Origin of the sequence: Deinococcus sedimenti (assembly GCF_014648135.1) — a bacterium.
GTDB lineage: Bacteria > Deinococcota > Deinococci > Deinococcales > Deinococcaceae > Deinococcus > Deinococcus sedimenti.
In genome coordinates this window covers 879,948-897,844 of record NZ_BMQN01000001.1, presented here as the reverse complement: position 1 = coordinate 897,844, position 17,897 = coordinate 879,948, and the positions used below count along the sequence as shown (strand labels likewise).

The 17,897-nt window shown below is 68.2% G+C and carries 17 protein-coding genes; 9 read left to right on the top strand and 8 right to left on the bottom strand.

What is annotated here, in order from left to right; genetic code table 11:
* Nucleotides 1-8: 8 nt before the first annotated feature.
* Nucleotides 9-323: a hypothetical protein gene (locus IEY69_RS04435; RefSeq protein WP_189071891.1), complete on the top strand. Its 315-nt coding sequence runs from the start codon at nt 9-11 to the stop codon at nt 321-323.
* An 86-nt stretch (nt 324-409) separates the two neighbouring features.
* Nucleotides 410-1,816, top strand: coding sequence for an aspartate kinase (locus IEY69_RS04430; protein WP_189071890.1), 1,407 nt, complete (start codon nt 410-412; stop codon nt 1,814-1,816).
* 77 nt (nt 1,817-1,893) lie between these two features.
* Here IEY69_RS04430 and IEY69_RS04425 read toward each other — a convergent pair whose 3' ends face one another.
* A complete protein-coding gene (locus IEY69_RS04425; RefSeq protein ID WP_189071889.1) occupies nt 1,894-2,655 on the bottom strand; it encodes a phosphatase PAP2 family protein in 762 nt (253 codons plus the stop codon).
* 204 nt (nt 2,656-2,859) lie between these two features.
* On the opposite strand from IEY69_RS04425, the gene IEY69_RS04420 reads away from it, so the two are divergent.
* Entirely contained in the window at nt 2,860-3,009 is a 150-nt protein-coding gene (locus tag IEY69_RS04420) for a hypothetical protein (RefSeq protein ID WP_189071888.1), read from the top strand.
* Between the two features lie 87 nt (nt 3,010-3,096).
* Here IEY69_RS04420 and uvrC read toward each other — a convergent pair whose 3' ends face one another.
* Nucleotides 3,097-4,950, bottom strand: coding sequence for an excinuclease ABC subunit UvrC (uvrC, locus tag IEY69_RS04415; protein ID WP_189071887.1), 1,854 nt, complete (start codon nt 4,948-4,950; stop codon nt 3,097-3,099).
* Between the two features lie 194 nt (nt 4,951-5,144).
* Here uvrC and IEY69_RS04410 point away from each other — a divergent pair, with 194 nt between their 5' ends.
* Both IEY69_RS04410 and IEY69_RS04405 read left to right on the top strand, forming a co-directional pair.
* Nucleotides 5,145-5,888 (top strand): alpha/beta fold hydrolase, encoded by a 744-nt coding sequence (locus tag IEY69_RS04410; RefSeq protein WP_189071886.1) that lies wholly within the window; start codon nt 5,145-5,147, stop codon nt 5,886-5,888.
* A complete protein-coding gene (locus IEY69_RS04405; RefSeq protein WP_229783626.1) occupies nt 5,885-6,631 on the top strand; it encodes an alpha/beta fold hydrolase in 747 nt (248 codons plus the stop codon). The genes IEY69_RS04410 and IEY69_RS04405 overlap by 4 nt, the downstream gene beginning before the upstream one ends.
* A gap of 118 nt (nt 6,632-6,749) precedes the next feature.
* On the opposite strand, the gene aspS is transcribed toward IEY69_RS04405, so the two are convergent.
* From aspS to IEY69_RS04390, 3 genes are all read right to left on the bottom strand, one after another.
* Nucleotides 6,750-8,486: an aspartate--tRNA ligase gene (aspS, locus tag IEY69_RS04400; RefSeq protein ID WP_189071885.1), complete on the bottom strand. Its 1,737-nt coding sequence runs from the start codon at nt 8,484-8,486 to the stop codon at nt 6,750-6,752.
* Nucleotides 8,483-9,778: a histidine--tRNA ligase gene (hisS, locus tag IEY69_RS04395; RefSeq protein ID WP_189071884.1), complete on the bottom strand. Its 1,296-nt coding sequence runs from the start codon at nt 9,776-9,778 to the stop codon at nt 8,483-8,485. Before hisS ends, aspS begins: the two co-directional genes overlap by 4 nt.
* 114 nt (nt 9,779-9,892) lie before the next feature.
* Nucleotides 9,893-10,264: an IPT/TIG domain-containing protein gene (locus IEY69_RS04390; RefSeq protein ID WP_189071883.1), complete on the bottom strand. Its 372-nt coding sequence runs from the start codon at nt 10,262-10,264 to the stop codon at nt 9,893-9,895.
* Between the two features lie 35 nt (nt 10,265-10,299).
* Between IEY69_RS04390 and IEY69_RS04385 the strand changes: the two genes are divergently transcribed.
* Complete coding sequence (locus tag IEY69_RS04385) at nt 10,300-11,250, top strand: diacylglycerol/lipid kinase family protein (RefSeq protein WP_189071882.1); 951 nt, start codon at nt 10,300-10,302, stop codon at nt 11,248-11,250.
* A gap of 146 nt (nt 11,251-11,396) precedes the next feature.
* On the opposite strand, the gene IEY69_RS04380 is transcribed toward IEY69_RS04385, so the two are convergent.
* The gene (locus tag IEY69_RS04380) at nt 11,397-12,359 is read right to left on the bottom strand and encodes a tyrosine-type recombinase/integrase (RefSeq protein ID WP_189071881.1); all 963 of its coding nucleotides are present in this window, start codon (nt 12,357-12,359) and stop codon (nt 11,397-11,399) included.
* A gap of 106 nt (nt 12,360-12,465) precedes the next feature.
* The gene (gene lnt, locus IEY69_RS04375; RefSeq protein ID WP_189071880.1) at nt 12,466-13,965 is read right to left on the bottom strand and encodes an apolipoprotein N-acyltransferase; all 1,500 of its coding nucleotides are present in this window, start codon (nt 13,963-13,965) and stop codon (nt 12,466-12,468) included.
* Nucleotides 13,966-14,039: 74 nt separating this feature from the next.
* Between lnt and IEY69_RS04370 the strand changes: the two genes are divergently transcribed.
* The gene (locus IEY69_RS04370; protein WP_189071879.1) at nt 14,040-14,744 is read left to right on the top strand and encodes a metallophosphoesterase family protein; all 705 of its coding nucleotides are present in this window, start codon (nt 14,040-14,042) and stop codon (nt 14,742-14,744) included.
* A 59-nt stretch (nt 14,745-14,803) separates the two neighbouring features.
* On the opposite strand, the gene IEY69_RS04365 is transcribed toward IEY69_RS04370, so the two are convergent.
* Nucleotides 14,804-15,949 carry an alanine--glyoxylate aminotransferase family protein gene (locus IEY69_RS04365; RefSeq protein WP_189071878.1) on the bottom strand — a complete coding sequence of 382 codons (1,146 nt, stop codon included), beginning with the start codon at nt 15,947-15,949 and terminating at the stop codon, nt 14,804-14,806.
* A gap of 206 nt (nt 15,950-16,155) precedes the next feature.
* On the opposite strand from IEY69_RS04365, the gene IEY69_RS04360 reads away from it, so the two are divergent.
* Together IEY69_RS04360 and IEY69_RS04355 are read left to right on the top strand one after the other, a co-directional pair.
* Nucleotides 16,156-16,845 (top strand): HAD family hydrolase, encoded by a 690-nt coding sequence (locus IEY69_RS04360; RefSeq protein WP_189071877.1) that lies wholly within the window; start codon nt 16,156-16,158, stop codon nt 16,843-16,845.
* On the top strand, nt 16,839-17,822 hold the full coding sequence (locus IEY69_RS04355; RefSeq protein ID WP_189071876.1) for a dipeptidase: 984 nt from the start codon (nt 16,839-16,841) through the stop codon (nt 17,820-17,822). Before IEY69_RS04360 ends, IEY69_RS04355 begins: the two co-directional genes overlap by 7 nt.
* The last annotated feature ends 75 nt before the right edge of the window (nt 17,823-17,897 follow it).

The window sequence follows — 17,897 nt, the reverse complement described above, 5'->3', positions numbered from 1 at the left end:
TCCCTCACATGCACCGCGTCCTCTGTCTGCTTGCCCTGTCCACATCGGCGGCCACGGCCGTCTCCAGCCAGGTGGCCGTGCCGCTGCGGATCACCGTGACCGCCGTCTGCGAGGTGGCGCACGCCGGTCCCACGACCCTCATCCTGCACTGCACCCGCGACCACCATCCTGCCGATCCCCGCACCCTCCCGGAACTCGCCGGGCGCCTTCCCGCCGGACAGTGGCTCCTGCAGGGCAGTCAACCGGCCCCCGGCGGCGGCACCCTGAACACGTACCATCTGGTGCCCGGCAGCGAGGGAACCACCCAGATCGACTTCTACTGACGGCACGGCAACCGCACCCGGGTGCCCTTGACGGCTGCCCAGACGCCCCGGCCCGTGTGGTGGGCGTTCGGGTCATACTGCTCGCCATGAGTTACGACCTTCTCGTCATGAAGTTCGGCGGCACGAACATGCAGGACTCCCGTGCCATCCGCCACAGCGCGTCGCTGGCCGCCCGCTCCATCCGCGACAGCGTGAAGGTCGTGGTGGTCGTCTCGGCCATGGCGGGCGTCACGAACCAGCTGCTGAAGCTCGCGGACGCCGCGCAGTCGGGCGACATCGCCAGCGCCAACGACGAGATCGCCCTGATGCGCACCCGGCACTTCACGGCCGCGCAGGAACTCGGGGCGGCGCCCGACAGCACCACCGTCCGCGAGATCCGCGAGATGCACGAGACGCTCCGCCAGGCCGTGTACGGCGTGTACCTGCTGCGCGAACTGACGCCCCGCAGCCGCGACCTGATCGTCGCGTTCGGCGAGCGCCTCTCCGCGCCCCTGATGAGCCTCGCGCTCGAGCAGGACGGACTGCGCGCCCACCACCTCTCGGGCGGCGAGGCAGGCATCCTCACGGACAGTCACTTCGGGAACGCCAAGCCCCTCGTGAACACGTACGAACGCGTCAAGGACCGCCTGAGCGGCCTGCTGTCCGCCGGGGTGACGCCCGTCGTGGCGGGATTCATGGGCGAGACCGAGAAGGGCGCGATCACGACGCTGGGGCGCGGCGGCACGGACTTCAGCGCCACCATCATCGGCAAGGCGCTCGGCGCGGACGAGGTGTGGGCCTGGAAGGACGTGGACGGCGTCATGAGCGCCGACCCCCGCGTCGTCAAGGACGCCCGCAATATCGAGGTCCTGTCGTACGGCGAGGTGATGGAACTCGCGTACTTCGGCGCGAAGGTCCTGCACCCCCTCGCCGTCACGCCCCTGCAGGAGAGCGGCATTCCCCTGCGCGTCAAGAGCGCCGCCGATCCGGACTTCCCCGGCACGCTCGTGCAGGCCGACCCGCGCGACGAGGCGGGCCACCCGGTCAAGGCCGTCACCGCCATCCGCAATGTGAGCATCATCAACGTGAGCGGCGCCGGGGTGCTCGGCATTCCAGAGGTGATCGCCAGCGTGTTCGACGCGATCGCCCGCGAGAACGTCACGCTGCTGATGGTGTCGCAGTCGTCCAGCATGAGCAACGTGTCGCTGGCCGTGCAGACCGTGGATGCCGAACGCACCCTCAGCGCCCTGCGCGCCGGGGTCAGCCTGGAACTGAAGGTCGAGGTGCAGCCCGGCGTGGCCGTCCTGGCCATCGTGGGCAGCGGCATGCGCGGCCAGAAGGGCGTGTCCGCGCGGATGTTCACAGCGCTGGCCGATCAGGACGTGAACGTGCTCATGATCTCGCAGGGCAGCAGCGAACTGAACGTGTCCGTCGCGGTCGAGGCCGAGCAGGTGGACGGCGCGACCCTCGCCGTGCACCGCGCCTTCGACCTGGGAACGCCCGCCACCGCCTGACCCGTCCAGAATGAGAATGAGGGCCTCGCGGCGTGTGCCGGGGGCCCTCTCGTCATGCGGAGCGGATCACGTTGACTTCATTCCTGATCCGTAACGACAACTGTTTCCGATGGTGACGGCTGAGACTCGTTTCTCGGTGCGCCGGGCCGGGTATCCCGCTCCCCGCCCGGGCTCTTGCGCAGTTGCGGCCAGCGGCGCGCCATCAGGATGTAGAGCCCGGCGACCCAGGTGACGCTCGCCGTGAACCCCGCCAGCACGTCCGACGGATAGTGCACGCCTAGGTAGTTGCGGCTGACGCCGATGGCCAGAGCCCACACCGCCCCGAACACCGCGACGGGCCACCCTGCCCGTGACCGCCAGAAGGCCAGGGCCAGGGCCAGCCCGAACGCGGCGTTCGCCATGGCGTGCCCGCTGGGGAAGCTGAAGCCCGGCTCCGTCAGGACCGCGACCAGTTCGTCCGGGCGGGGGCGCTGGAACACGACCTTCGCCACGACGTTCAGCAGCGTGGCTCCGGCGACGCTGCTGACCAGGAACCACCCGTGCGCCTTGCCGCTGGCGCGGCCCATCAGCCACGCGATGACGAGTGTCACGAACGGCAGGACCGACACGCCACCCAGCAGGGCGAGCACCTCCGCGAAGTGCGTCAGGCCGGGGGTGCGCCGCTGCGCGTACCAGTTCAGGATCGCCTGATCCCACGCGAAGCCCCCCTCGCGGAAGATCTCGTGGGTCAGGTGCGTGAACAGGACGAATGGAATCATCACGCCCAGCAGCAGCTTCAGGAGGGACCGCCAGTGCGTCTTCACGTACGGCACGAATTCACGGCGGGACCGGGGAAACATCCTGTCATTACAGCCCGACACGTCCGCACGACGCACCCCGGCCCGCTTGCGCCTTGCTTAACGCTCCTGCGCCCTTTGGCTTAACGGGGCATGCGCCACCCGGTGCATGCGGCCGTCCCCGCCCGGAGCGCACCATAGGAGACAGAAGGACCGCGTTCATCAAGGGCCGCCACCCGGGCGGCGACGCGACCTCAGGAGCCCAGAATGCAACATGATCTTCTCCAGCTTCACGCGCAGGACCTCCTGCAGGAAGCCCAGCACGCCCGCCTCGTCCGTCAGGCCCAGGCCGCCCAGCGAGTTCCCGTCAAGCCCGGTGCCCTGCGCGCCCTCCTGCACCGCCTGCGTCTCGCGTGACGCTCCCGAGCACCCTCCCCGCGCCGCTCCCTTCCCCGTGAAGAGGAGCGGCGCCCTTTTGCCCAGGAGACGCCTGATCGGCGAGGGTCAGCTGCTGATCGGGGCGGCGCGGGCGTCCCGCTCCGCGAGGAACGTCTTCACGCTCTGCGCGGCGCGCATGGTCATGCCGGGCACCGCCGCGATCTGCTCCAGCGGGGCGCTGGCGAGGTCCTCCAGGCTGGTGAAGTGCTCCAGCAGCGCGTCGCGCCGTTTCTGCCCGATGCCTGGCAGGTCGTCGAACACGCTGCGCAGCATCGCCTCGCCACGCAGCTTGCGGTGGTAGGTCACGGCGTAGTTGTGCACCTCGTCCCGCACGCCGATCAGCATCCGCAGCGCCGGGTGCGTGTGCGGCAGCAGCAGTTCCCGCTCCACGCCGACCTCCGTGCCGGTCTCCAGCCACCACTGCGCCCCGTAGCGACCGGGAAGGATCAGGCGTTCCTCCCGCTTGGCGAGGCCCACGACCGGAATGTGCAGGTTCGCTTCCTTCAGCGCGTCCAGCGCGGCATTCACCTGTCCGCGCCCCCCGTCGATCAGCAGCAGGTCCGGCAGGGGTAGCTTGTCACTGAGGCTCCCCGTGAAGCGCCGCGTGATCGTCTGCCGCATGCTGGTGTAATCGTCCGGGTGGTCCAGGCCGCGCACCTTGAAGCGCCGGTGCTCCCCGCGTCGCGAGCGGCCCCCCTCGAACACGACCATCCCGGACACGATGTTCGTGCCGAAGAGGTTGCTGTTGTCGTACCCCTCGATCCGCCACGGCCTGTCTGGGAGGGCCAGCACCTCGCGCAGCGCGTCCAGGCCCGGATGGTCGCCCCGGCGTTCCAGCAGCGCCATCTCGGAATCCAGGCCGTTCTGCGCGTTGCGCTGCGCCATGTCGATCAGGTCCACCTTGTCCCCGCGTTTCGGGGTGCGCATCTCGACCTTCCGCCCGGCCTTCTCCGACAGGAAGTCACTCCAGGTAGGCGCGTCCTCGAAGTCGGCAGGTAGCAGGATCAGCGGGGGCACGTGCGTCGCCTGGGTGTAGTAGTCCTGCACGAACGCCTCGACGATCTCGCCCAGCGGGGCGTCCTCCGTGCCGCTCAGGAACCGCTTGTCGCGGCCCACGACGCGCCCGCCGCGCATGCGGAACAGCTGCACCATCGCGTACTCCCCGGCCTGCGCGGCGCCCAGGAAGTCCAGGTCGGTCTCCTCGCTGACGAAGGCGTGCTGCTCGGTCCCGAACAGCTTCTCGACGGCCTGCACCCGGTCGCGTACGCGGGCCGCCTGCTCGAAATCCTGCCCCTTCGCGGCGACCTTCATGTCCTCGCGCAGCCGGGCGATCACGGGCGCGGCGCGGCCTTCCAGCAGGCTGGTCACGTCGTCCACCACCCGCGCGTACTCGCCCGCGTCGGCGCGGTTCACGCAGGGGCCCAGGCAGCGGCCCATGTGGAAGTTCAGGCAGGGGCGCGGCTTGTGCTGCATGGGCAGCCCACTGTTCTTCCGCAGGGGGAACATCGTGTCGATCAGGTTCTTCACGCGCCGCACCGCGGACGAGTCCGGGTACGGGCCGTAGTAACGCCCCCCGTCCTTCAGGACGCGCCGCGTGACGACCAGCATGGGGAAGGCCTCGTTCGTCAGTTTCAGGAACGGGTAGTGCTTGTCGTCCTTCAACGTGACGTTGTAGTGCGGCCGGTGCTGCTTGATGAGGTTCGCTTCAAGGACCAGCGCCTCGACTTCGTTCCGCGCGGTGATGAATTCCAGGGTGTCGGCCAGCGCGGTGAACTTCCCGCTCTTGCCGCCCGCCTTGAAGTGCTGGTTGACGCGGGAGCGAAGGTTCTTGGCCTTGCCGATGTAGATGGGCGTCCCGCCCTTGCGGAAGATGTACACGCCGGGCGTGGCGGGCAGCACGGGCAGGTCGTCGGGGCGCACGCTACGAAGCATAGTGGAGGACGGAATGCTGTTCCGTGACGAGAAGTGCGAAGCGGAGGAGTTCTAACGGGCAAATCATTCACGAACACGATCAATCGTGAAATTAATCACATGGTTGGGTGATCATCATGTAGGTTCAAGCGTGAGTTTTCCATGCAGGACGCCTCTGCCCCACACCCTCTATCCTGCGGGACGTGGCCACCGAGTCCTTCACACATGACGGCGCGCACCTGAGCGTCCGACGCACCGGTGGTGGCCCGCCCATCGTGCTGGTTCACGGCCTGAGTGGCTCCACCCGCTGGTGGAGACTCAACGTCCCCGCACTGAAACAGGATCACTCGGTTTACAGTCTGGATCTCAGCGGGTACGGCCTGTCCCGGGGGCGCCCATCGCGCACCGTGCGCGAGGCGGCCGCGCTGATCGCCGCGTGGCTGGATGACCGAGACCTGCGCGACGTCACCCTGATCGGTCACTCCATGGGAGGGCAGATCAGCTTGCATGTCGCCGCGCAACGACCAGACCGCGTGACGCGCCTCGTGCTCGTGTGTGCCAGTGGACTGCTGCGCGCCAACCCGGCCAGAACGGCGCTGCACCTGCCGCGCGCCGCCTGGCTGGGTGACCGCCGCTTCATCGGCCGCATCGTCCTGGACGGCCTGCGCGCTGGGCCGCTCAACCTGTGGCGCAACGCGACCGATCTGCTGCGCGACAGCGTGCAGGACATCCTGCCGCTCATCCGCGTGCCGACTCTCATCATCTGGGGAGAACGGGATATCCTCGTGCCTCTCCCGGTGGGCGAGTTGCTGCACGCGGCGCTGCCCGGCTCCAGGTTCGAGGTGATTCCCCGCGCTGGTCACGTGGCGATGGTGGACGCGCCCGAACAATTCAACTCGCTGGTGCTCGACTTCCTGAACAGGGGAGAGGTCAGGCCATCCATTTGAGGGGACAGCCGACGTACCTCACCGTCAACGGACTGCGCACTCACGCGTGGAAGCGTGGGCGTGGCGCGCCGCTCGTCATCGTGCCCGGACTGGGCTGCGCCTCCTGGATGTACGCCCGACTGGCCCGCGAACTCGCGCGTGAACGCACCGTCTTCGTGTACGACCCCCCCGGTCATGGGGACAGTGAGGGCCGCTCCGACTACCCGGTGTGCATCGAGCACCTCACGGACCACCTGGCGCAGTGGTTACAGGCGGCAGGGTTGTCTGGAAGCCCGGTCTTCGGGCACTCCCTGGGGGGAGAGGTGATGTTTGATCTCGCGGCCCGGCACCCCAGCCTGAGCCCGGCCCTTATTGCGTGTGCTCCGACTGGTATTCCGGAGAACCCCAGCGTTCGGCTGCAGTTGTTGCGCCTGCTGCGCGACCTGCCGAGAGAACGGCCGGGTCTGTTGTGGCCGGGGTTGCGGGCCTACCGGCGGTGCGGGGGACGCCGGATGCTCCTGCTGGCGCGTGATCAGGAAGCCCACATGACGGGACCGTTACTGCCGCAGGTGAGGGTACCGACGCTGCTCATTGACGGGGCGGCCGATCCGGTGATCCAGACCTGGACGGTCGAACGGATTTCCTCGGACATCGAGGGGGCCATCGTGTGGCAGATTCCAGGTGCGCCGCATGGCCTCACGGATACCCACCCACGGGCCGTGGCTCAGCTGACGCTGGAATTTCTTCGAATGGTCGGAGTCTGAAAGCTATCAACAAAATAGACAGACTATTCACGACCTGGATTAATCGTGAATAGTTTCACTTGAAGGTAGAGGAACTGAGGGAGGTTGCCCTCCCCGTTCAGATCAGTTCTCGCCAGTTTCAGATATCGGAAGCCGCCACGCTCAGGCCGACGTCGGCCAGCTGGCCCGGCTCGACGGGGGAGGGTGCCAGGGCCATGAGGTCCACGCCGCGGTTGTTCTTCGGGAAGGCGATGACCTCGCGGATGCTGGTCGCGCCGCTCATGACCATGATCAGGCGGTCGAAACCCCAGGCGATGCCGCCGTGGGGGGGCGTGCCGTACTCCAGGGCGTCCATGAAGAACCCGAATTTCTCGCGGGCCTGCTCGGCGCTGAAACCGATCGCCTGGAACATCTGCGCCTGGACGGCGGGGTCGTGGATGCGGATGCTGCCGCCGCCGACCTCGAAGCCGTTCAGGACGAGGTCGTACGCCTGCGCGCGGATTTCCCCCTGGCGGTCGGTGCCGAACAGGTTCAGGTCGTCGGGGTGGGGGGCGGTGAAGGGGTGGTGCATGTACGTCCAGGTGCCGCTGTCGTCGTCGAATTCCAGCTGGGGGAACTCCGTGACCCAGGAGACGTGGAACTGCGGCCCGGCGGCGGCGAGGTCGAACAGGTCGCGCAGGGCGAGGCGGACCGCGCCGAGTGCCCCGACGGCCTTCTTCCACTCCCCGGCGGTGAACAGCAGCGTGCCGCCCTGTTCGACGCCAGTGCGGGCGATCAGTTCGGCCGCCTGCGCAGTCACGAACTTGCTGATGCCGCCGGTGAAGCCGTCGCCGTCGCGTTTGAGCCACGCGAGCCCCCCGGCGCCGTTCTGCTTGGCGATGCGTTCGAGTTCGTCGATCTGCTTGCGGGTCAGTTCGGGCGCGGCGATCACCTTGACGGCCTGCGCGGTGGCGAAGGCCTTGAACTCGCCGCCCTGGAACAGGTCGGTGACGTCCGTGAACTTCAGGTCGAAGCGCAGGTCCGGCTTGTCCGAGCCGTAGAGGTTCATGGCGTCCATGTACGCCATACGCGGGAACGGCACGGGCAGGTCGACGCCCATCGTCTCGCGGAACACGTGGGCCATCAGGCCCTCCTGGGTGCTCAGGACGTCGTCGAGTTCCACGAAGCTCATCTCCATGTCGAGCTGCGTGAAGTCCGGCTGACGGTCGGCGCGCAGATCCTCGTCGCGGAAGCAGCGGGCCAGCTGGTAGTACCGGTCGTACCCGGCGATCATCAGCATCTGCTTGAACAGCTGCGGACTCTGCGGCAACGCGTAGAACTCGCCGGGGTTCTGACGGCTGGGCACCAGGAAGTCACGGGCGCCCTCGGGCGTGGACTTGGTGAGCATGGGCGTCTCGACCTGCACGAAACCCTCGCGGTCGAGGTACTCGGTGACGGCGGCGACGGCCTTGCTGCGCAGGACGAGGTTGCGCTGCATCTCCGGGCGGCGCAGGTCGAGGTACCGGAACTTCAGGCGGATGTCCTCGGCGACGCTGTCCCCCTTCTCCAGTTCGAAGGGCGTGGTCTTCGCGGTGTTCAGCACCTTCACGCGCGTGGCGATGACCTCATAGTCCGCGAGGCCCCCCTTGCGCTGGCTCTCGGGGCGGGCCTGGTACGTGCCCTCGATCTCCGCGACGTACTCGGCGCGCAGGCGGTCCGCGTCGGCGAACGCGGCGGAGTCCGGTTCGACCTGCACCTGCACCAGCCCGCTGCGGTCGCGCAGTTCCAGGAAGATCAGGCCGCCCAGGTCGCGGCGGCGGTTCACCCAGCCCTGCAGGGTGACGGTCTGCCCGGCGTGCGCGGGCGTGAGGTGGCCGATCATGGCGGTGCGTTTCATACGTGCTCCTGAAGGAAGGTGGCGAGGTCGGCGGCGGCGAGGCTGCGCTGCTCACCGGTCCTGATGTTCTTGAGGCTGAGGGTGCCCTGCGTGACCTCGTCGGTCCCGAGAAGGGCCACCCAGTGCGCGCCACGCCGTTCAGCATCGCGGAAGGCGGCGGCGGGTTTCATCGCGCGGTATGCGAATTCCGCGCGGGCGTGCGCGCGGGCGCTCATGGCGGTCCGCGCGGCGTGCGGGACGTTCACCTCGTCCAGCGCGGCGACGTACAGCAGCGGCCCGGCGATCTCCGGGAGGGCCATGCCCTCGGCTTCCAGCGCTAGCAGGAGCCGTTCGACGCCGAACGCCCAGCCGATCCCGGGGATGGTCTCCTTGCTGCCGAGTTCCTGCGCGAGGCCGTCGTAGCGGCCCCCGCCGCCCAGCGCGGACTTCGCGCCGACGCCCTCGTGGTGGAGTTCCCACGCGGTGAGGCGGTAGTAGTCCAGGCCGCGCACGATGCTCGGGTCGATGTCGTACTCGACGCCCCACTCGGTCAGGTAGGCCTGCACGGTGCGGAAGTGCGCGCCCGCCTCCTCACCCAGGAAGTCCAGCATGGGCCGCACGCCGAGTTCCGCGAGGAGTTCCTGATCGCCGGCGCTCTTGCTGTCCAGGATGCGCATCGGGTTGCGGGTCAGGCGGTCCTTCGAGTCGTCCGACAGGCGCTCCAACTGCGGCGTGAACAGCTCACGCAGGTACGTGTTGTACCGCTCACGGTCCTCCGGGTCGCCGATGCTGCCCAGCTTCACGCGCACGCCCGTCAGGCCCAGTTCGCGTACCACGCCGACCATCAGCGCAATCGCCTCAGCGTCCACGAGCGCGTCCGTGCTGCCCAGCACCTCGTAATCCACCTGATGGAACTGCCGCAGGCGCCCGCGCTGCTGCCGCTCCGCGCGGAACATCGGTCCATGCGTCCACAACTTCAGTGGTGCGGGCAGCTGCTTCAGTCCGTTCTGCAGGTACGCGCGCACGATCGCCGCCGTGCCCTCGGGCCGCAGGATGTACCCGCCGTGATCCCCGAAGTAGTACACGGTGAACATCTCCTTACGGACGATGTCCGTGCTGCCCCCCACGCCGCGTTTGACGAGGTCCGCCTCCTCGAACAGGGGCGTGTCGATGCGCTGCGCGCCTGCGCGTTCCAGGACGCGCCTTGCCTTCTCCACCAGCCAGCCGTGCGCCTGAGCCGAAACGTCAAGCGTGAGTTTCGGACTCAGGGCCGGGAGGTGATCTTCTGTGCCCTTGGGGCGGTTGATCGCCATAACCCGAGCAGCATAGCGCCTGCACGGCAAAACCCCCATCCGCCGGACGGCTCACGCACCGCGGCAGGGGAGAGGGCGACCCCGGACCCCCGGAGCCGCCCCCTGAGCGGTCACTTACTGCCTGACGCTGAACGGCAGGCCCGTGGACCGCATCCCGCCGACCTCGACGAACAGCCAGCTGCCGCCGACCGGCGCGTCGGCCGGGACGGTCAGCACGATCTGCGTGTCCGTCCACGACTGCACGGCCGCCGCCGGGAACACGTACCCGCCCTCACCCTGCTCGGTCGCCCCGAGCCGCACCTTGCCGGCGCTGGGTCCGCCCAGGTAACGACCCTGAATGGTCACCGTGCCGCTCCGCGCGGCCCCCTCGGACACCTTGATCAGCATGGGCGTGACCGTCACCATCTGGGACGCGCCCTGCTGAGCTGGGGCGCACGCCACCAGACCGCCAGCCATCAGTAAAGAAGCAACAAAGAAACGCAGCATGTCCTTTCCTCCGTGAAGGCAGTCTAATGCATGAGATGACAGGCAACGCTCCTACCTCCACCGGGACCCTCAACGGGAAACGAATCCTCGTGGTCTTCAATCCCAAAAGCGGCAGCGGCGACAGCGAACTGCCCGAATTCATCCGCCTGCTCAAGGAAGCCGGCGCAGACGTGACCGAACGCGAACTTCAACCCGATACCCCCATGGCCGACTACGTGACGGACATCGAGCAGTTCACGTACCTCGTCGGAGCGGGCGGGGACGGCACCGTCAGCAGCCTCGCCTACGCCTCGCGGTACAAGAACGTCCCGATGCTGGCGTTCCCGGCCGGCACCGCGAACCTCATCGCGCAGAACCTCGACCTCCCGCAGGACGCGAAGTCCCTCGCGGAGATCATGATCGAGGGCCACGCCCTGCGGGTGGACATGGGTGAAATTACTGTCAAGGACGAGAAGAGCGGCTTCTGCATGCTGGCCGGTGCAGGCGCGGACGCCAGCATGATCCGCGACAGTGAGGAACTCAAGGAACGCTTCGGCGTCATGGCGTACGTCATGAGCGCCATGAAGCAACTCAACCCCAAGAAGACCGTCTTCCACCTGAAGATCGACGGTGAGGTGCGCGACTTCGAGGGGATCGGCGTGATGGTCGCGAACTTCGGCATGGCGAACTACCGCCTGCCGATCACCAGTGATATCAGCCCCAGCGACGGCCGCTTCACCGTGATCCTGCTGAAAGCCGGGAACATCATGCGGCTCATCCCGAACCTGATCGACTCGGTCCGCGTGAAACTCAACCTGGGTGACCCCATCTTCAGCGGCAACCTGGAAACGATCGAGGCGAGGCACATCGAGATCGACGCGGACGACCCCTTCCCGCTGCAGTACGACGGTGAACTGCACGTCGAGACGACACCGTTCACCGCGCAGATCCTGCCCGGCGCGATCCGCTTCCTGACCGCCGCGAAACGCGACGACATCGAAACCTGAACGCAAGACCCCGACTGACCGCCAGAGCTTCTGCCTAGGCGGTCAGTTAACATGTCCCCAGAAATGCCGTCCAGGACGACGTAAAATCATCAGGCGCACAGGAAGGTCAGGAACACCCCGGCAAACCGCGCCGAAGGGTAACGGACCTACCGGAATGCCTCGATGGCCTCCGCCAGGTCGTCCTCCGGAACCTCCACGTACCGGCGCGTCGTGTCGACCTGTTCGTGCCCAAGGAAACCCGCCACCCGCGTGAAATCCTTGACCGCCGCGTACAGCTGGGTCCCGGCGTACTTCCGGCCCGCGTGAAAGCCCCGGAACTCATGTTCCCGCCCGCACCGGAGGGCCACCCGCTGCAACCGCTCATACGCCGTGGAATACGCCCGCCAGGGCAGCACGAACCCCTGGGAAGGCGCCGCACCCCGCAGCACCTCCAGCGCCTCGCGCAGGCGGGCACTCATGGGGACCATCCGCGCCTTGTCCCCCTTGCCGTGCGCGACCAGCAGGCGACGCCCGGACAGGTTCACATGCACCCACTCCACCGCAAGGGCCTCCGCGATCCGCAGGCCCGCATGCGTGAGCAGCAGCAGCAGCGCCGCCTCGTGCGGGTCCGCCTCGACCAGCATGGCCTGCACGAAATCCTCCCGGTACGGTGGATTCTTCACCACGCCCTTCGTGCGGTCCTTGGGGCGCTTCACGTCCGCGAACGGATCGGCATCCGTGGCACCGGCCCAGCGCAGCGCCCGGTACAGCGCCCCGGCGGCTGCCACGCGGGCCATGACCGTCGCGGGCTTCAGGCCGGACGCCGTCAGCGCGGCCACGTACAGCCCAGGCTCACGGCGACCCGGGTGCAGCAGGTTCCAGGCGTTCGACGACGCGTGCTCCAGCAGCACCTCGACGCCCTTGCGGTAGGCGCGCAGGGTGTGCGGGCTGAGTTTCACGCCGGCGCTGGTGTCGCTGCTCAGGTACGCGAGTGTCAGGGACCACAGGTCCTCGAAGGACTTGTCGCGGGCGGCGGTGATGGCGCGGACGCGCAGGGCCTCGTCGGACAGTCCGGCAAGGGCACGGGCCTGGGCCAGCCGGTCGCCGAGGTAGGGCGTGATCTCTGACATGTGATCCGATGATAACATGCATTATCAACGGAGGGGTATCTGGGGAAGGATCGAGACACGATCCGGCCACACCTCCCTCACGCCTCAGACAGCATCTCACCAGAGGTCAGAGCATCCGCTCGCGCCGCGTCATCCCGTACACGACCATGCTCAATGCCAGCACCAGCGCGGGCCAGTCGCCCAGGCGGACGTACAGCGTGGTTCCCGTCAGGAGCCTGGGGCGGACATCAAGCACCTGCAACTCGTCACCGCTCTCGACAATCTGCACGGGCTGGCCGAGATCGTTCACCGCCCCGGCGACACCGTTGTTGACGCTGCGCACCAGCCAGCGGCGCGTTTCGATGGCGCGGACTCGGCCCATGCTGAAGTGCTGCTGCACGCCCCAGCCCTGGTACCAGCCGTCGTTGCTGGGGTTCACGAGAACCTGCGCGCCCTGCGCGGCCAGAGCGCGGGCCACCCGCGGGAACACGCTGTCGTAGCAGATGTACGCGCCGTACAGCACGCCATTCAGGCTGAGGGGCGTGGGAGTGAGGTTGCGGGGCATGCTGCCGAGCGTGAAGCCGAGGTTGCGTTCGAGCAGGCCATAGATGGGGTTCAGGATGGGGCGCAGAGGGAACAGTTCGCCGAAGGGGACGGGTTGAGCCTTGGCATTGACGCTCTGGATGCGGCCTGCGGTGTCGAGGGTGGTGACGGTGTTGAATTCCTCGGTGCGGTACTGGTTGTTCGGGAGTGGCGTGAACTGCGCGCCGCTGTACCCGGTGATTCCAGGTCCTGGGAAGCCAGGGATGGCGGTGCGTGGCTGAGCAGGTGTGGACTGGTTACGGGTGGCACTTTCACTCCAGACGACGACGCTGCCTTGGGGCCGGTTGAGACTGGCGGCTCGTTGCGCCTCGAATTCCGCGATGGCGTCGGAGGAGTTACTGGCCCGCGCGAACACGTCGAAGGTGACGCGCATGACGCGCATGGGTTGTTCGGGTCCGGTGCCGGGGGTGCGGGTGAGGCCGTAGCCGAGGGCAGCGGCCCAGGCGATGGCCGCCAGCAAGGCGGGTGCGAGGGGACGTCTCCCCCACTGTCCGCGTTCGGTCCAGGCGTGGGCGAGGCTGGCGGCGGTAAAGGAGATCAGCACGCTGCCCAGGAGGACGCCGCCCAGGTCCGCGATCTGGATGGCGGGGGTGGGCAGCAGCGTATACCCGAGGGTCGGCCAGGGGAATGCGAGCGGGCCGAGGAACCGCAGCCATTCCAGGATGACCCACGCGCCCGCGAGGGTCCAGATGCGACCGGTTCTGGTGCGGGCGACGCTGGTGGCCAGGAAGGCCGTGATGACCAGGAACGCGCCTTCCAGGGCAAACAGGAGAGCGGCGGCCGCGCCGAGGGGTGGGAATCCGAGGAGATTCACGAGGAACGCGCCCAGCCACCACAGGTGCAGGCCGAAGTACCCGAAGCCCACCCAGAAGGCTCGTCCGGCGGCGTGGCGGGGCGTGTCGGCACGGGCGGTGAAGACGAGGATCAGGGTCAGCGGGATGAAGCTCAGGGCGCTCCAGGGGAGCGGGAGGCCGCAGGCGGCGAGCAGCAGTCCGAGGAGGAGGCCGGTGGCGGGGGTGGGCATCGCCGCCACTATAGGGGCCTGTCGGGTGGGTTGGGTGGGTGGGTCGGCGTGTTTTGGTCTAGGATGAACGCACCTTGAGACTGGCGTTTATCAGTGACATTCACGGGAACATTCACGCACTGACGGCCGTGAAGCGGTTCCTGTCGGAGAACATCGTGAATCAGGTGATCGTCGTCGGGGATCTGGTGGGGTATGGGGCCAGCCCGGGTCCGGTCATCGATTTCGTGAAGCGGGAAGGCTGGGTTGTGGGCCTGGGGTCCAGTGACATGCGTGTCGCCATGGACATGGGCGAACGGGCGGACCGGAAGGGCGTGGCGGATCAGGTGCTGAACTGGACGAAGAAGATGCTGACGCCGGATCAGGTGGATTTCCTGCGTCGGCTGCCGCCGGGCGGGCGGATCATGACGCCGGTGGGGCGCGTGCGGTTCTTCCATGGCAGTCCGCATGACCCGGAGCAGCGCATGGACCTGATGGCGCCCGAGCGGGAACTGGAGACGCTGGCGGATTCGCTGGGAGCGCGGGTGGTGCTGGTGGGTGGGACGCACGTGCCGTTCATCCGGGTGATTGGAGATACGACGTTCGTGGATCCGGGCAGCGTGGGCCTGACGCTGAATCACGAGCCGGGTGCGGATGTGGTGCTGGTCGATTGCGTGGGCCGCAAGCCGAAGGTGACGCTACATAAGGTCACGTACGATTTCGCGTCGAGTGCGTTCGACATCATGGCGTGGAACCTGCCGCCGGTGATCGCGGACGTGATCCGCACGGGCCGCATGGGCTAGGCACGCCGTCACGGGAAGGGCCGCCCATGCCGAGGGCGGCCCTAACTGTGCGTGGGTCATCAGGCTGGAACGGGTTCAAGGGCCGCCTGGAAGCGGTCGGCGAGGCCGCGTTCTCCGAGCAGGTCTTCCAGGGCGTGCATCAGCGTGAGGTACGGTCCGGGGCGGGCGGTTTCGCCCATCAGACCCAGACGCCAGATCAGGCCGGCCGTGGGGCCCAGGCCGCCGGTGACGCTGATGTGCCGGTCGCGCAGGGCCTTGCGGACGCCGGCATCGTCGAAACCCTCGGGGAGGCGCAGGGCGAGGACGGTGGGCAGGCGGTCCTCGGGTCGGCGGACGTACGGCGTGAAGCCCAGCGGCGCGAGCGCCACCTGGATGGCCGCCCCGACCTGCTGGACGCGCCGCTGGCGGTTCTCGAGGCCCTCGTCGAGAGCCGCGCGCAGGGCGGCGTGCAGCGCGTAGTGCAGGTTGACGGGCACGGTGTGGTGGTAGGAGTGATCCTCCCAGTAGTCGCGCAGGCCTTCGAAGTCGCAGTACCAGAGGGGTGTGGGGGTGCGGCGCGCGGCGAAGCGGGCGAAGGCGCGTTCGCTGATGGCGACCGGGGCGAGGCCGGGGGGGGCGCTGAGGCATTTCTGCGCGCCGGTGTAGGCGTAGTCCACGCCCCACTGCGCCATGTGGAAGGGTTCCATTCCGGCGGTGGTGACGGCGTCCACGGTCAGGAGCGCGCCGCTCTGTCGGACGAGGCGGGCGATCTCCGGGACGGGGTTGAGGACGCCGGTGCTGGTCTCGCCGTGGACGACGGCGACCATCTTCGCGCCGTCGAGGTGCGCGGCGACGTCGTCGGGGTTGATGGCCTCGCCGAGGGGTGCGGTGACGAGGCGGACGCGGGCGCCGTAGCGGGCGGCCATCTCGGCCATGCGGCGGCCGAACGAGCCGTTGGCGCACACCAGGATGTCGTCTCCGGCCTCGACGAGGTTCGCGAATCCGGCTTCCATGCCCAGGCTGCCGGTGCCGGCCAGCAGAGCGGTGAAGGTGCTTTCCTCGGTGCCGTACATGACGCGCAGGTCGGCCTGGATCTCGCGGTTCAGCGCGAAGACTTCGGGGTCCATGTGGCCGAGCATCGGGCGGGTGAGGGCCTGCATGGCCCGGGGGTGGATGGGGGTGGGTCCGGGGGTCAGCAGGGTGTGCTCGGGGGTGGCGTCCAGCATGGGGTCAGCGTAGCGCGTGAATGGATGATTTAGCAACAGGATTGCCAATCATCTCAAAATATCTTGTTTAGATCTCAATTTATTGCTCAAAAATAAGATGCATAGTCGCAATATTGCGCTCATTGCGCGAATTTGGGACGCCGAGCAGGGGTCAGGCCACGGCGATCCACAATCGGGGGCGTTCGGCGCGCCGTAGAGTGTCCGGCATGTCCAGTCACTCTCCCCTGCGCGCCGTCCTGTTCGACCGGGATGACACCATCGCCTTCACCGATCCCGGCGTGTACCGCGAGGCGGCCCTGTGGGGGCAGGAGACTTTCGGCATCGACGCCCGCACCTTCGGCGGCGCGCTGCGCGAGCAGTGGAACCGCCGCGCGCTGGACTGGTGGGACCTGCGCACCCAGGCGCAGGAAGACGCCTTCTGGCAGGCGTACGGGGACGAACTCGCGGGCATCCTGAACCTCACTCAGGAGCAGACGGCGCAGCTGATGGCCCGCTGGCCGTACGAGGCGTACATGAAAGCCGTCCCGAACGCGCGTGACGTCATCAGTGCCCTGCGGGCCCGCGGCCTGAAGGTGGGCGTGCTCAGCAATACGCTGCCCAGCATCGACCGGACGCTCCGCGCCGTGGGTCTGGACGATCTGGTGGACGCCGCGGTCGCCTCGTGCTCGGTCGGGGTGCACAAACCGGATGCCGGGGCGTACTGGCACGCGGCCGAGGCACTGGGCGTGCCGCCGACCGGGGTACTGTTCGTGGACGACAAGATCGAGAATGTCGAGGCGGCCCGCGCGCTCGGCATGCACGCCCTGCTGATCGACCTGCAGGGTGAGCACCCGGACGCGATTCATGATCTGGCGCAGGTGCTGGGCGTGGTGGACGGACTGGTCGCCGCATGCTGATCGACGGGCACCTCGACCTGGCGTTCAACGCACTGAACGGCCGGGACCTGACCCTTCAGCTGGAGGCCCTGCGTGCCGCCGATCCCGTCGCAGGCGAGACGGCCACCGTGACCCTCCCGGAACTGCGGGCGGCGGGTGTGCGCGTCTGCTTCGGGACGCTGTTCGCCCTGCCTCACGGGGCGGGCAGTCCAGGCGGGTACGGCGACCACGCGGGCGCGCGGGCGCAGGCGCTGGCGCAGCTGGATGTTTACCACCGCTGGGAGGACGCCGGCCTGATCCGGCTGCTGCGGACCCGGGAGGCGGTCAGCGCGCACCTTCAGGATCACGGCGCGCCGACGGGGGTCGTGCTGCTCATGGAGGGCGCCGATCCGGTGCGGGACGCGGCGGACCTGCCGTTCTGGGTCGACCGGGGCGTGCGCGTCATCGGCCCGGCCTGGGGACGCACCCGCTACGCCGGAGGGACGGACGCACCGGGACCCCTGACGCCGCAGGGGCACGAGCTGGTGCAGGCCATGCGGGACCTGAACGTGACGCTGGATGCCTCTCACCTGGATGACGCGTCGTTCTGGGAGGCGATGGAGGTCGCGCCGCAGGTGATCGCCACCCACGCGAACAGCCGCACGTTGGTGCCCGGCAACCGCCACCTGACCGACGACATGGCCCGCGCGGTGGCGCAGTCCGGCGGGATGATCGGGCTGGTGTTCCTGAACCGCTTCATCCGCCCGCTGCCCGAGGGCAGCCTGGACCGGGTGCCCCTCTCGGAACTGGCCGCGCACGCCCGGCACTACGCGGCGCTGGTCGGCTGGGAGCACGTGGCCCTCGGCACGGACCTGGACGGTGGCTTCGGCGCGGAGAAGACCCCGGCGGGCGTGGACCGCTACGCCGAGGTGCCTGCCTTTCTGGACGAACTGCCCCAGGAGGCCCGGGAGGGCGTGGCGTGGGGGAACTGGGCGCGCTGGCTCACGCACCGCCTGTAAGCCGCCTCACCCCTCCCCGCACCCACTCGGATCCACCGGTTGTGCCACACCGCTTAATCAGCGCCCTTATCTGCC